At 46.9% G+C, this 14,924-nt stretch carries 12 protein-coding genes; 6 read left to right on the top strand and 6 right to left on the bottom strand.

Annotated features, from left to right (window positions below; genetic code table 11):
- Window positions 1-42 precede the first annotated feature (42 nt).
- Entirely contained in the window at window positions 43-744 is a 702-nt protein-coding gene (locus K7B67_RS16740; protein WP_252177019.1) for a hypothetical protein, read from the top strand.
- On the opposite strand, the gene K7B67_RS16735 is transcribed toward K7B67_RS16740, so the two are convergent.
- From K7B67_RS16735 to glnA, 6 genes are all read right to left on the bottom strand, one after another.
- Window positions 741-1,451 (bottom strand): fimbria/pilus periplasmic chaperone, encoded by a 711-nt coding sequence (locus K7B67_RS16735; protein WP_252177018.1) that lies wholly within the window; start codon window positions 1,449-1,451, stop codon window positions 741-743. The genes K7B67_RS16740 and K7B67_RS16735 overlap by 4 nt on opposite strands.
- A gap of 74 nt (window positions 1,452-1,525) precedes the next feature.
- Window positions 1,526-2,080 carry a hypothetical protein gene (locus tag K7B67_RS16730; RefSeq protein WP_252177017.1) on the bottom strand — a complete coding sequence of 185 codons (555 nt, stop codon included), beginning with the start codon at window positions 2,078-2,080 and terminating at the stop codon, window positions 1,526-1,528.
- Window positions 2,081-2,246: 166 nt separating this feature from the next.
- Window positions 2,247-3,677 (bottom strand): nitrogen regulation protein NR(I), encoded by a 1,431-nt coding sequence (gene ntrC / locus K7B67_RS16725; protein WP_252177016.1) that lies wholly within the window; start codon window positions 3,675-3,677, stop codon window positions 2,247-2,249.
- A 3-nt stretch (window positions 3,678-3,680) separates the two neighbouring features.
- The gene (glnL, locus tag K7B67_RS16720; protein WP_252177015.1) at window positions 3,681-4,814 is read right to left on the bottom strand and encodes a nitrogen regulation protein NR(II); all 1,134 of its coding nucleotides are present in this window, start codon (window positions 4,812-4,814) and stop codon (window positions 3,681-3,683) included.
- Between the two features lie 179 nt (window positions 4,815-4,993).
- Complete coding sequence (locus tag K7B67_RS16715; protein ID WP_252177014.1) at window positions 4,994-5,530, bottom strand: DUF4124 domain-containing protein; 537 nt, start codon at window positions 5,528-5,530, stop codon at window positions 4,994-4,996.
- A 171-nt stretch (window positions 5,531-5,701) separates the two neighbouring features.
- A complete protein-coding gene (gene glnA / locus K7B67_RS16710) occupies window positions 5,702-7,105 on the bottom strand; it encodes a glutamate--ammonia ligase (RefSeq protein ID WP_252177013.1) in 1,404 nt (467 codons plus the stop codon).
- A 361-nt stretch (window positions 7,106-7,466) separates the two neighbouring features.
- On the opposite strand from glnA, the gene thiI reads away from it, so the two are divergent.
- The 5 genes from thiI to K7B67_RS16685 all read left to right on the top strand — a co-directional run bounded on the left by thiI (window position 7,467) and on the right by K7B67_RS16685 (window position 14,922).
- Window positions 7,467-8,927: a tRNA uracil 4-sulfurtransferase ThiI gene (thiI, locus tag K7B67_RS16705; RefSeq protein WP_252177012.1), complete on the top strand. Its 1,461-nt coding sequence runs from the start codon at window positions 7,467-7,469 to the stop codon at window positions 8,925-8,927.
- An 11-nt stretch (window positions 8,928-8,938) separates the two neighbouring features.
- Window positions 8,939-9,448, top strand: a complete 510-nt coding sequence (locus tag K7B67_RS16700; protein ID WP_252180602.1) for a dihydrofolate reductase — start codon at window positions 8,939-8,941, stop codon at window positions 9,446-9,448.
- Between the two features lie 234 nt (window positions 9,449-9,682).
- Window positions 9,683-10,897: an RING finger domain-containing protein gene (locus K7B67_RS16695; RefSeq protein WP_252177011.1), complete on the top strand. Its 1,215-nt coding sequence runs from the start codon at window positions 9,683-9,685 to the stop codon at window positions 10,895-10,897.
- A gap of 214 nt (window positions 10,898-11,111) precedes the next feature.
- Window positions 11,112-12,308, top strand: a complete 1,197-nt coding sequence (locus tag K7B67_RS16690) for an RING finger protein (protein WP_252177010.1) — start codon at window positions 11,112-11,114, stop codon at window positions 12,306-12,308.
- Between the two features lie 235 nt (window positions 12,309-12,543).
- Complete coding sequence (locus K7B67_RS16685) at window positions 12,544-14,922, top strand: hypothetical protein (RefSeq protein WP_252177009.1); 2,379 nt, start codon at window positions 12,544-12,546, stop codon at window positions 14,920-14,922.
- The last annotated feature ends 2 nt before the right edge of the window (window positions 14,923-14,924 follow it).

Below are 14,924 nucleotides of genomic sequence, written 5' to 3'. Positions count from 1 at the left end.
AGCCCTTCGAATAGTGTCCCTGAGAACTATCTTGCGGATGAGTTGTCAGAGTATTTGGTCAGTGCCCAATTCAGTCAGCTGGAAAATCAGGGAAATCAGGGGAGTCTGGTACCCGGTCAATGGACACACTCCGATAGCGCCTCCTCATTCTTTCAGACCTCTACCAATGGCATAGTAACGGGTTCGTTTACTTTTACCTTTAACCGGAATCGACTGGATAAGCTTCAGGCTGGCACGCACAACTTCAGCTTTTATATTGCTGGGGAAGATATGTCAAACACACAGCATTTGGACAGTATTCGGGTGACTATTCCAATCGTTGTGCATGATTGGGTGCAAATATCAGGACTGGAAGACGTCGCTCTGGATGCCAATGATCTGTCAGGTTGGACTCTGGATGCTCAATTCGGTGTCTGTGTATTCAGTAGTACTGGACGCGTCACTATCGACTTTGAAAGCAGCAGTAATCCGGGCAATGAATTTATGCTGAGCAAACAGGGGCAGTGTGTGAATGCATCGGATTGCGTTAAATATCGCATGAGGGTCAAAACCGACAGCAAACGCTGGCGCCGTTATCGTTGGCCGGGAGATCGACCTAACGAGGTCTGGACGGTCAGTTCTGAGCAGGATTGTGGCGGTCAGGATAATATGACCTTGCAGGTCAGGATCTTGTGGAATGCTCTTCGCAATATCGATTCGGGTGTCTACAGCGATACCATGACCGTTACAGTCAGTGCTTATTAGAAGCTCTTTCTCTCCTCTGTGCTGCCATTGAATAAACCGTATTCAACTTCGGTTTTGCTGCTGGGAATTTTCAATGTCCAGCTCTGCCCGGCATACAGTCGTTTAACATCATCAATATCAGAGCATTGACGTTTATTGTCCTGACCTGAGCAGAACTGCCCATTGCGCAGTACCACATTAATGTTGCCACTGTTGGTGAAAGTGATTGAGTCCTGATCTCGTTTGGCGGTCACTTTGTACTCTGGGTTTTCCGGGCGAACAAAGACCAGTGTCTGGTAGGCAATCAGCAGTTTAATGGCATTCTGCGTCGCTTCCAGATCACCGACGACGGGTTTAAAGGTTACCCTGTAGACGGACTCTACTGTTTCCGGTGTCTCCAGACTGACCAGTCGAACGGTTTTTCGGCTGTTGGGGGCGATAATGGTTTTCTGTGGCGTGCTGAGTAATGTCAGCTCAGAAGGGTCGGTAATACGAATCCTTTGTTCCTGTTCGGTGCCGGGATTAACGACTTTGTAGACCTCAGTTTGCAGATACAGGTTTTCCGGGTCCGGATTGGTAACGACTATGTCCTGACGGGGGGATTTGTCCGGCTCGAAATAGACAATCATTTTATCCAGGGACATGGCGCCATAGGCGTTAAATGTTATAGCCAGAAATGCCGTAGCTAATGATGGAAGGAAAAGATAGCGTTTAAGCCATGACCGCATCGGTTGAACCCTTGTGTTTTTGTAATGGTCTTTGGCCTCTATTTTATGGTGACTATGGTTTCTGGTAAACCGTCTTATTCAGCATTGATAATCAAGTTCAGTTCACCTTTAAGGGGCTGCTGAGCGACATCCCGGGGTAGCTTCACCATAAAACCCGTTTGACTGCTATCACAGTCTGAATTGCGTGGTAGTGTATTGATCGGGTTGCTGCTCTGACCGCTGCTCAGGGAGTGGGCTTCCAGATTAGAAGACCAGAGGTCGACTTCATAGTTATAGGACCTTTGATCATTGGAGAGCGCATAGGAACCCCCTGTTCCTGAACCTTCGGTAACAACGGAATACTGATTAATCCCGGTACCCTTGATGCAAATGGGCTCCACTTCATTGAATTTGGCAACGGTTGCAGTGGCATCACTGAGTTCGGCAGTGGTTGAATCGCCATCATCTGTCTGAGCTAGGGAGGGGGTGGCTATGGTGGCCTGTAATTTGGGCTGTATCACTAGCTGGATACTGAATGAGCCTGTGGAGGTTTTGCCGGGGCTGCCTTGCTGGGCAGAATAAGTTGGCAATGCGATCAGAATAAGTAACGAAGCGAACAAGCCTCTGCAGGCTTTTGCTGGGAGATTCATAAGACACCTACTTCCTATCTGGTGTTATCTAAATGGAGTATAGGAACTCTCAGAATCTTGATGGACAGGATCGTTTATTGGCTGGCAGGGCAAGATATTCGGGCGTGTTGATGTGTTCAGAGGGAGAGTACCGCCAGAGAAACGGCTCCCCCGGTTCTCATCGGTGTTATTCTGTCAAAGCCTTGTCGGACATTTTCAGCTCTTTTATTTTACGGGTCAGGGTGTTTCTTCCCCAGCCTAACCGTTCAGAAGCCTCTCTTTTTCGACCCCCTGTATGTTGTAGGGCGGATTCGATCAGGATTTTTTCAAACACTGGAACCGCTTTATTCAGAATGCTGCTGTGACCTGCTGCCAGCTCTCTGTCTGCCCAGAGACGCAGCTGCTGCTCCCAGTTAACTGACTGGGGAGTGACCGGGTTGTTACTGTCGGGCTGGCCCAACAGTTCAGGCGGAAGATCAGAAATCAGCACTTCCCGGCCTGAAGCCATTACGGTCAACCAGCGGCAAGTGTTCTCCAGCTGCCTGACATTGCCGGGCCATTCCAGGCTGGCCATAAATTTCGCGGTTTCCCTGGTCAGCACTTTGGGTTCAACGTTCAGTTCTTTAGCGGCCTTATCCAGGAAGTGTCTGGCCAGGACAGGAATATCTTCTGATCGTTTTCTCAGTCTTGGCAGGTGCACACGAATAACATTGAGTCGATGGAACAAGTCTTCACGAAAAGCGCCTTCCTCAACCAGTTTTTCAAGATTCTGGTGAGTGGCGGCAATAATACGGACATCGACTTTTACCGGAGTATGACCACCCACTCGATAGAACTCACCATCGGCCAGTACCCGAAGTAGCCGGGTTTGCGTTTCTGCCGGCATATCTCCGATTTCATCAAGAAACAGTGTGCCATTCTGAGACTGTTCAAAGCGTCCCTTGCGCATGGCACCGGCACCGGTAAAGGCCCCTTTTTCATGACCAAAGAGTTCTGATTCAATCAGATCTTTGGGGATGGCTGCCATATTCAGGGCAATAAAGGGATTACCGGCCCTGGGGCTGTGCTTGTGCAGTGCCCGGGCAACCAGCTCTTTCCCTGTCCCAGACTCGCCATTGATCAGTACGGTAATATTGGATTGCGACAGCCTGCCAATGGCTCGAAAGACTTCCTGCATGGCAGGTGCTTCGCCAATAATTTCAGTACCGTTATCCACTGCCTCAATAACCTGCTCTGTTTTTTTCTGGCGGCTGTGCTCAATAGCACGTTTGGCCAGTGAAACGGCGTCGTCTACATCAAAGGGTTTGGGAAGGTACTCAAAAGCGCCACCCTGGTAGGAAGATACAGCACTGTCAAGATCTGAGTGAGCCGTCATAATGATGACCGGCAGATCCGGATACGTCTTGTGCGCTTCCTTGAGGAATTCCAGTCCATTGGTACCAGGCATTCTGACATCGCTGATAATCGCTTCGGGCTGCGAGTAGTGAAGCTCTCGCAGCGCTTTGTCGGCGGAATCAAAGGCCTCTGTTTCGATGTGTTCTCCAGCCAGGGCTTTTTCCAGCACCCAGCGGATAGAACGATCATCATCAATAATCCAGACTTTAGAATCCGTACTCATTCATCACTCCTGTTGTGTATCTGCTGAAGGCTCTTTACCCGCCGAAGGCTCTTTACCCGCTGAAGGCTCTTTACCCGCTGAAGGCTCTTTAAACGTAAGCGGGAGATAGACGTGAAAGCAGGTCTGTCCTGGCTTACTGTCACACTCAATTAACCCCTGATGCTGACTGATAATGTACTGAGCCATGGGCAGCCCCAGGCCGGTTCCCTCTGCTCTGCCACTGATCATGGGGTAAAAAATATTTTCTTTAAGGTGCTCGGGAATACCGGGGCCATTGTCAATAATGGACAGGTGACAAACGAGCTTCCGGCGTTGGTTGCCAATGGTAAACTGTCTTGATATACGACTTTGAACGGTTATTTGGCCATCGCTCAGGGGCATATGTTGTTCGATAGCCTGCATGGCGTTACGCACCAGGTTGAGAATGGCCTGAAGCAATCGTTCCCTGTCAGCAGGAAGATCAGGAATGCTGGGATCATAATCTTTCACAATAGTTAGCTGACCGCTGGTCTCGGCATGTATCAGCTGGATAACTCTTTCCAGTACTTCATGAATGTTCAGAAGGTTCATGCTGGGGGGCTTGATGGGGCCCAGCATCTGGTTAACCAGGTCTCTGAGCCTGTCCGCTTCCTCAATAATGATCTGTGTGAACTCACAGAGTTCTGCGTCATTCAGTTGTTTGTCCAGTAGCTGGGCAGCGCCTCTTATACCGCCCAGTGGATTCTTGATTTCATGGGCCAGTCCACGGACGAGAATACGTGAGGTTTCCTGCTTGGCGATCAGCGATTCTTCACGGGTAATGCGTTGCAGGCGGTCTCTTGGATGAATCTCCATTAACAGGCAGGCGTGGGGAGAGGCTATGGGGGTGATGGTGTAATCAACCACTATCGAAGTACCCGTTATGGCGATTTCGGACTCTCTGCGGGTAAATTGCTGGTTTTGTTCCATAGCTCGTTGCAGGTCATGAACCATGGAGCCATGATCAAGAATTTGGGGCAGGGGGAGCTGTAGGCTGTTCTTTTCGCTGATATCCAGAAGCGCTTCAGCAGCAGAGTTCATGTAGGAGACACAAAGCTCGCTATCCAGAGCAATGATGGCTGTATTCAGGTTTTCCAGTACAAAAGCATTAATCACCATTAATCACCAATGGACACCCAGACTTGTTTTGCGGTCTGATAAAACATAACGCAAGAATTGAACCAACTGTTAGCCTCTTTCAGTGCCTGATCTTTTTGGCATCAGATTGCACCGCCGAAGGGGCACTGGAATTATAAGTCAGTTTATTCGAGCGCACCAGTTTGGTGCATTTTGTGTGTTCAGAGGGCTGGGGTCGGCACTGTGACAGGGGGTCTGAAAATGGTTCTCTGAACATGAACTGTGCTGCCGGTGGTTTTTAAGGTTTTGCCATTTCTGTCAAGAATAGTCACCGATAACTGGTGAGTACCTCGGTCGACATTACTCAGCTTGAATTGAAGGTTTTTCTGGGGCTTTCCCTGTTGCACTCCATCCACTGAAAGGGACAGGGTATGACCCTTTATCAGCTTTGGTTTCAGGCTGACTTTAACGGTGAAGTTGCCATTATCCCTGACGGTTGAGTCGTTAGCAGGCTGGGTAATCATGAACACTGAGTAGATATCTTCTTTCTGCTCATCCAATAGCTTGATGGTCGGACGTCCTGTGGGCTGGCTGGGGATGTTGGTAATGGGGGTGAGTTCTACTGGCTCGGCCTGTTTATGGGGGGCAGGGCTGTCGGTAAAGGTGACATTGCCATTTTTGTCGACTGTTTTATAAATCCCGGAGGCTTGTCCAGGCAGGGGCAGGGACAGCAATAGAATAAATATTATTGTTTTCATGGTGATTCAGCACTGATTCCGAAACCTTTTACAGGGTACTGTAGAGCAGGCTTGTTTGCATCCCTGTGACAGAGAAAGAGCGATGAAAGGAGTTTATGGTGAGTTCGCTGGATGGCTTGTTATTAAGAACCGGAATGCCATGGGGCAGACACTCCGGCTTTTGTATTTCACTTACACACTGTAATAAAGATCGAACTCAGCCGGGTGAGTGGTCTGGCTAACTTGTACGCACTCTTCTTTCTTCAGCTCAATGTAGGCATCAATCATGTCGTCGGTGAATACACTGCCAGCCGTCAGGAATTCACGGTCGGCATCCAGGGCCGCCAGGGCTTCTTCGAAGCTTTCTGCAACCGTCGGGATTTCAGCCGCTTCTTCGGCGGGCAGGTCGTACAGATCCTTGTCTGCCGCGTCGCCAGGGAGGATTTTGTTTTTAATTCCGTCCAGGCCGGCCATCAGCAGCGCAGCAAACGCCAGGTATGGGTTAGCCGTTGGGTCAGGGAAGCGAACTTCTACACGGCGGGCTTTGGGGCTGTTGACGTAAGGAATACGGATAGAAGCAGAACGGTTACGGGCGGAGTAAGCCAGCATAACCGGTGCTTCAAAGCCGGGGATCAGACGTTTGTAGGAATTGGTGGAAGCGTTGGCAAAAGCGTTAATTGCTTTCGCGTGCTTAATAACACCACCAATGTAATACAGCGCGTTTTCGCTCAGGCCGGCATAGCCGTCGCCAGCAAACAGGTTTTCACCGTCTTTGCTCAGGGACATGTGAACGTGCATGCCGCTGCCGTTATCGCCTACCAGGGGCTTGGGCATAAAGGTTGCCGTTTTTCCGTAAGCGTGAGCAACATTGTGTACAGCGTATTTCAGGATTTGAACTTCGTCGGCCTTGGCCACCATGGTGTTGAATTTAACACCGATTTCACACTGACCCGCAGTACCCACTTCGTGGTGATGCACTTCAACGCCCAGACCCTGGGCTTCCATTGCTGTACACATGGCGGCACGGATGTCGTGCAGGGAATCGACCGGAGGCACCGGGAAATAACCGCCCTTAACCTTTGGCCGGTGGCCGATATTGCCACCTTCGAAAGATTTGTTGGAAGACCAGGCCGCTTCTTCAGAGTTGATTTGGTAGGAAGCACCGGAAATATCAACGTTCCACTTAACATCGTCAAATACGAAGAATTCAGGTTCCGGGCCAAAGAAAGCGGTGTCGGCAATGCCGGTAGACTTCAGGTACTCTTCAGCGCGCTTGGCTACGGAACGTGGGTCACGTTCATAACCCTGCATGGTGGAAGGCTCGATGATGTCGCAACGGATGTTCAGGGTCGTTTCGTCAGTGAAAGGGTCGATGACAGAGCTGCTGTCATCAGGCATCAGGATCATGTCGGATTCGTTGATGCCCTTCCAGCCGGCAATGGAGGAACCGTCGAACATTTTACCCAGTTCGAAGAACTCAGAGTCGACTTCGCCGACCGGCAGGGAAACGTGCTGCTCTTTACCACGGGTATCGGTAAAGCGAAGGTCAACCCATTTTACATCGTGATCCTTGATTAAATTCAGGGTCTTGGACATCTATTATTCCTCCAAAAGGACTTAGGACTCTTGTTGAGCAGGCTCTTGTTGAGGATTGTCTCAGCAATTGCTATGCCAGTATTGCAAACCAGTAGGTTTTGCTGAGTACCAGAGCGTAGCTACGCCTGAGTATAAGCCGAATGTGGGGGATTGCACTGAAAAGAATCCTATCAAACTGAACAGGTGCACAATAATAGTGCCCAGAGTTTGTCTGGCGTCTCGGTTTGGTGCGCTTAGTGGTTGGCGGTCGGTATTACCGGTGTCTGGAAGTCTTCTGTATAATCGGGGAGTTTCTTTTTTCCTAACCGGCATCTGGACCGGGTTCTCTTTCTGACGGCAGAGAGCACCGGCATACATTTTTATGAAGTTCATCATCAAGCTGTTTCCTGAAATTACCATTAAAACGCCTCCGGTGAGAAAGCGTTTTATCAAGCAGCTGCGCAAGAATATTCGTACCGTTATCAAGCGGGTCGATGAAAACGTTGAGGTGACTGGCAGCTGGGATTTTATCGAGCTGACCACCGGTCACGATGATCCTCAGCAAGTCGCACAGGTTTCTGATCTGTTGAGCCATATTCCCGGCATCGCCTACTGGCAGCAGGTGGTTGAGTATCCGCTGACGGATCTGGATGACATTCTCGATAATGCCCTGGACGTTAATCGTGAACTGTTGGCCGGGAAAACCTTTCGGGTCACCTGCCAGCGTTCAGGTAAACATGATTTTCAGTCTATCGATGTTGAGCGATACGTTGGCGGTGGCCTGAATACCCGCACACAGGCGGCTGGCGTTAAGCTCAAGAATCCGGACGTTGTCGTAAAAGTTGAGATCAAGGGAGATCGTTATTTTCTGGTCACCAACCGGGGTGATGGTTTAGGGGGTTATCCACTGGGTTCTATGGAGCCGGTATTATCGCTTATCTCGGGCGGTTTTGACTCAACGGTTTCAAGTTTCCTGACCATGAAGCGGGGTATCAGAACTCACTTTTGTTTCTTCAACCTGGGTGGTCATGCTCATGAGCTGGCGGTTAAAGAGGTGGCTTACTATCTCTGGAACCGCTTCGGCTCGTCCCACAATGTCAACTTTGTTACGGTTCCCTTTGAGGGGGTCGTCGAAGAGATTCTGACCAAGGTAGATAACTCCCAGATGGGAGTGATTCTCAAACGGATGATGTTGAGAGCCGCCACTCAGGTGGCAAAAGAGATGTACGTGGAAGCCGTGGTGACCGGAGAAGCCGTCGCCCAGGTGTCCAGCCAGACACTGACGAACCTGGCGGTGATTGATGCGGCTACCGATCATCTTGTACTGCGCCCGCTGATTGCCATGGACAAGCAGGACATCATTGATATTTCAGTTAAGATCGGTGCTGAAGAGTTGGTGAAAAACATTCCCGAGTACTGTGCGGTCATCTCAAAAAACCCAACCACCCGAGCCAGGCCGGAAAAAATTGCAGCCGAAGAAGCCCGCTTTGATTTCGCCATACTGGACGCAGCCGTTGCCGATCGTCGTAAGGTTTCCGTCTCTGACATCATTGCCGATGACTTGACCCGTGAAGAGGTGGAGGTGTTTGAGACCACGGAAGAAAACGACATTATTATTGATATCCGCCACCCGGAAGAAGAAGAGATCAAACCCTTCGCTCTTGCTGACCGTGAAGTAATGACGATTCCTTTCTACCGGCTCAGGACAAAGTTTGTTGAACTGGATAAAAAGAAGCACTACCTGCTGTATTGCGAAAAAGGCGTGATGAGTCAGTTGCACGCCATGCACCTCCGTGATGAAGGGCATGAGAATGTCGGTGTTTATAACCCAGAGAAAAAGTGACCTATAACATTATGAAAATTGCCATGATTGCCGCCGTTGCTCAAAATCATGCCATTGGCATCAATAATAAAATGCCCTGGTACCTGCCCGGAGATCTTCGTTATTTCAAGGCTATCACCATGGGTAAACCCATTATTATGGGACGAAAGACGTTTGATTCACTGCGCAAGCCGCTTCCGGGTCGAACCAATATTGTCATTACCCGTGACAAAAGCTGGCACCATGAAGGGGTCAAAGTGGTGCACAGTCTTGAAGACGCTATTTCTTTGGCAGAAGACGTCGCCATGATTAATGGTAATGAAGAAATTATGGTGATTGGTGGTGAACAGATTTATCGTCAGGCGCTTGACAGGGCTGATCGGCTTTATCTGACCAAAGTCTTCAAATCGTTTGATGGCGACGCTTTTTTTCCAGAGATCAACGACAGTGAATGGGATATCACTGCCCGTGAAGACCAGGTCTCGGACGATGAGCAGGCACTGGAATTCAGTTATCAGGTGCTTGATCGTAAGTCTGTTTGAGTTTCTTACTCTTTTTTTCAAGCCAGCTAATCAGGCTGGCTCTTATTCTTTCGTGCAGTACGCTCGGAACAATATGGAAGAAGGGGGGCGCTGATCAGCATAGAAGCTTTTTCAGAAGTTTATATTTAACTGCATAGGGCCAGATTCAGTAGCTTCTGGGAGGTGGTTTTCTGGAGTTTTTTGTTATGTGCGTCTAGCTTTTCCGATTTAATCCGTTTGATAATAGGTTTATAGTTGAAAAGTAAATTTAAAGTTTTGGTAAGGCTTATTTTCCTGTCTATCACACTCTCTTTTTGTTCTGAAGTTTGCTCTTCGGGCTATGAAGAGCCTGATGAGAGTGAGGTTACTACGGAATATCAAAAGCTCTGGAGCTATGTACCAGTAGATTATTACATGGGTCGTAGAGGCGTTTTACGTTTGACATTAATCCTGACAATAGGGTTTTTAGACGGCTATCATTTTTATTTGAATCGAGCATTTGCTGATAAAATAAGCCATGGTTTTTCAAAGCTTTTATTCTTATTAATGCCTTTGAATTTTGGTATTGATCTTTCGGAAGAATTAACAACCTCAAGTAATAATGATATTGCTGAAATAAAAGTGGCTATGGGATTACCTTTTCTTGAATTAAAACTTTGGGCTTTATCGGAAAACAGCACACTATACAATATATCAAAACCATTGTTTAACCTTGGTGTTAGTAGCATTGTGTTTACCTCTTCTCAAATAGATGATGAAATTCATCTTTTAGGAGAGTTAAAAAAAATAGGCGAAAGTGATAAAGTATTATTTGATATTTCATTCCCCGAATTAGATCCTGGTAGTTATCATTGGGTTGAACTTTGTTGCAATAAAGATGCTGGTTGTAATACTTCTTCTTCAGTTCCACTCAGTGTGCTATCAGAAGAAGTGGTCAATGAGTTAGCTGTTTTTTTAAATGGAAGCGATGGCTTTCTGGAATCAACCAGTCATTTTAAAAGAGTCAAAGGGATTGACTTTTCAGTTAGTGAAGAGTTTGTTGTAGCAAAAATAAAACAGGAGGGATCTAATATCGTTTCTTATTCTATATGTGACACTCAGACTCATACTCTGCAACTAAAAAATAGCCACCTTCGCTTTTCAAATCAAATGTTAGTTTTCGAACTTGAAAAAAGATTATCTGTCATTCCTGAAGGGTGGTTTCAATATATCATAAAATTATTTTTTAAACCGTTTGAGTATAAAACCATAAGATTATTTGGTAAACAGCTTGAGTATTTTGTGTTTGCCTTGATGGTTGAAAATTTTTTTGGACGTATGTTTCCTATGCAGTGCGGTATTTGCCATGAATCTGTGTCCGCTGCAACTGTGTCATTAGCGAGCTGTTCGACGCATTATTTTTGTAACGCATGCCTGAAACGCTGGGCACGACGACGTGGTTCTAGAATATGTCCATATTGTGAACGATGATAATCGGGATAGGGCAGAGCCTCACGACTCTGCTCAGGACGAACGTAGATTATTCACATCAAACTCATTGAAGTGACGTACAAGAAGCTTTTTCAGAAGTTTATATTTAACTGCATAAAGCCAGATTCAGTAGCTTCTGAAGGTGGTTTTCTGGAATTTTTTGTTATGTGCGTCTAGTTTTTCTGATTTAATCCGTTTGCAAGTGGGTTTACAGTTGAAAAGTAAATTTGCAGTTTTGGTAAGGCTGATTTTCCTGTCTATCACACTCTCTTTTTGTTCTGAAGTTTGCTCTTCGGGCTATGAAGAGCCTGATGAGAGTGAGGTTACTACGGAATATCAAAACCTCTGGAGCTATGCACTAGTAGATTATTACATGGGTCATAGAGGTGTTTTACGTTTGACACAAATTCTGGCAATAGGGTGTGTAGACTACTATCGTTTTTATTTTAATCTAGCAGTTGTTGATAAAATAAGCATTGCTTCTTCAATATTTTTCTACTTATTAATACCTGTGGATATTAGTATTGATCTTTCAGAAGATTTAACAATCTCAAGTAATAATGATATTGCTGAAATAATTGCTGAAATAAAAGTAGCTAAGGCTACGGAGTCACCTTTTCTTAAATTAGAACTTTCGGGTTTATCGGAAAACAGCGCACTATACAATATATCAAAACCATTGCTTAACCTTGGTGTTAGTAGCGTTGTATTTGCCTCTTCTCAAATAGATGATGAAATGCATATTTTAGGAGAGTTAAAAAAAATAGGCGAAAGTAATAAAACATTATTTGATATTTCATTCCCTGCATTGGAACCTGGTAGTTATCATTGGGTTGAGCTTTGTTGCAATAAAGATGTTGGCTGTAATACTTCTTCTTCAGTTCCACTCAGTGTGCTATCAGAAGAAGTGGTCAATAAGTTAGCCGTTTTTTTAAATGGAACCAATCATTTTATGGAATCAACCATTAAATTTAAAAGAATCAAAGGGATTGACTTTTCAGTTAGTGAAGAGTTTGTTGTAGCAAAAATAAAACAGGGAGAATCTGATATCGTTTCTTATTCTATATGTGACACTCAGACTCATACTCTGAAAATAAAAACTAGCCACCTTCGCTTTTCAAATCAAACGTTAATTTTCGAACTTGGAAAAAGATTATCTGTCATGCCTGAAGGGTGGTTTCAATATATCACAAAATTATTTTTTAAACCGTTTGAGCATGCTGTGTTTGTCTTTATGGTTGAAATTTTTTTTGGACGTATGTTTCCTATAGAGTGTGGTATTTGCTATGAATTTGTGTCCCCTGCAACTATGTCGTTAGCTAGCTGTTGGAAGCATTATTTTTGTAACTCATGCCTGAAAAACTGGGCACAACAACGTGGTTCCAGAATATGTCCATTTTGTAGGCGATGATAATCGGGATAGGGCAGTGCCTCACGACTCCACTCAGGACGAACGGAGTTTGGGCGCCATGATAGGAGAGCCCGTCACTGAATGGGCACAAAACAAAGCCCTGCCGCCCCTGAGGCGGCTATAGTTTAAATAGTGTTGCTTTTGTATTTTTTATTTGAATCAAACAGTTCGTTTTAATCACCTTACCCAATAAAAACGAAGGTTTCGTTTAACATCATTTCTCAGGGATTGAGGCATGCCACCAGAGATCCGGAGCCCGAGAGGTTCATCTCTCCCTGCTGTAGAGCGAAAAGAGCTGGCTACAGCATCAGAAGATTCCAGCCTGGGTCAGATTGATTACGGTCGATGGCGGGGGCGCATTGTCTCGGTTTTCACCGGTATCGGCGGTCTTATCAAGCGTTTTTTTGGCGCAACTCCCTCCGCAGCAAAGGCTCTCAGAGTTTATGATTCTTTCCGTCTTGCTGCCCACGAAGAGCTCTCTACCCCCATCCAGCGCAGCCTGCGTGACTACCATATTGCCTGTGCCATGGCTTATCACCATGTGTGTGTGCTGGGTGAAGAGAAAAAAGGCGAAGCAACCAGTCTGGTGCTGTCAGGCGGTAGTGAAAAAATCAGTGAAGAGGTTCTCGCAGAAGTCAAAAAAACGGTGTCCTGTTCTACCATTGAGCTGACTTATAAATACCTGTCAGAAGATCGAGCCCTGCCCGTTGGCTTTCTGAAAAGAGCACTGTTACCGAATTTAATTCAGGGCACAGTGAAAGACTTCAATGTGGATGCCGAAACAGCCGAAGCCACGGTGGTCAAACTGGCTCAGGACACAGGGCTGCTCGATGATAAGGATGTCTCATTTGAACGTATTCTTGAAATCAAAAATGCGCTGCGCTGGCAGTTTGCGCCAGAAGCTCAAACACTGGCAGAACCCATACCGGCCAGGCAGGGAAGCGTTCCTGTTGGCAGGTTTGACCCTGCCAATCCAGCAGCAACGCCTCCCGGGCTTGATAAACCCAGGGCTAGCCGTTACCAGCTGGATGAAGTCGACAAGGCTTATATTCAGAATGTTGTGGATCAGGGTGGCGGTATCAAGCTCGAAAATACCGATGCCCGTAGCAGGATCAAACGTTATTTTCTCAGGAACAAAAGGTATCTGGCGCTTTACTCCTGTTCCATAGCCGTCAGCACTGTATTGATAGGTCTGGTGACGGGGGGGATTGCCGCCGCAGCGGCTCTGTTTGGTTACATTGCCTGGTACGGTGCATGGAGTGGTGGCACTGAGATGATTCGTATGACCAGGGCGATCAGGGCATTGCAGAGAGCAGAAGCATCCGCTGATTACAAACTGGATATGAATGACCTGGGTGTCCTGTCAGAGATGGATGAAAAGAAGTTTCGCGTCTTCCTGAAAAGCCTTAGATACATCTGCAGTCATGAGACCTTAACCCGCATCTTCACTGCCTATTCTGAGCTGGAAAAAGACGCGCAGATGAGATTGGAGATGGAAAGAGAGAAAGATGAAAGCAACCTTGAAGCGGTGATACGTCTGGAAGAAGGCAAAGCTCGATACCTGTATCGCAGACGCAACCTTCAGGACGCTTTTAAAATCTACAGGCGCTTCTACACAGCAGCAGTGGCTGACGTTGAGAGAATGGATCAAGAGTGGGAGCCGGTTCTGGATCAGCTGTGGAGCGGCAAATTCGAACACATGGATCCGGAGAAAAGGGAGCGCTTGTTCAGTGATGCCGCGAATGATCCCCGAGTCATCGGCAAGTCTTACCACTTCAAGACCAAACAGACGGGATGGTTGCAAAAAGTCTTCCCGAAAATGACGGATGATTTAGCCAGTGATGGCTCTATTTCCTCCAAAGAGGCTGTGGCAGAGCTGGAGCGGGTGTTGGAAGAAGAAATGCCCGACTTAGAGCTGACCGAAGAAGAAAGGAGTCGCTTTAATGCTCATGCCAACAGTGTGGCAAATGCCCTGATACTGGCTGAAAATGGCGTCAGAAGTTATCTGAATTCCTGGTTGAAGGGCGCCTTTAAATCAACCATGGTTCATGGTTTCAAGGTGGTCTGGCACACTGCCGAAAGGCCAAGACTGGAAATCTCACCTTACCTGCCCAGACCCACGGTAGATGGATTAATTATCTTTGGCTTTTTCTTTCTGGCAGATCTTTTTGTCAGTCGTTACAACGAGGGGATCAATAAGGATCGATTTGAACATATTGCCGGAAGTGAGGAAGGCAAAAGTATGATTTGGGATTGGCAGGGTCAGCGAGAAAGAACCGGACGGGAAGAAATGAATACCATGAGAAGGCTGGCTAAAGATCAGCTGGAAGACTTTGTTGATCGTATTCTGAAACTGCATGATTCCCATAAAGAGATTATGAAAGAGGTCAGGTTTCAAGAGCAGCTGAGTCAGATCAACGCTGGTTCTTCCACGTTTGATCATATGGATGACCGGGAGGCCGCTGTGTTAATTCTCCGACGCCAGTACCATCACCAAATCATTTCTGAAATGATGATGGGCGCTATTGGTAAGTACTATGAAAGTGTTATGACCAAAACCGAATACTGGGATCAGCAAATGAGCCACCTTATTCCGCCCCAGGCTCCGATTTAAAT

The sequence above is a fragment of the Endozoicomonas sp. 4G genome (assembly GCF_023822025.1).
Lineage (GTDB): Bacteria > Pseudomonadota > Gammaproteobacteria > Pseudomonadales > Endozoicomonadaceae > Endozoicomonas_A.
The sequence above is the reverse complement of the archived record's forward strand: the minus strand, read 5'-3'. Positions and strand labels throughout refer to the sequence as shown.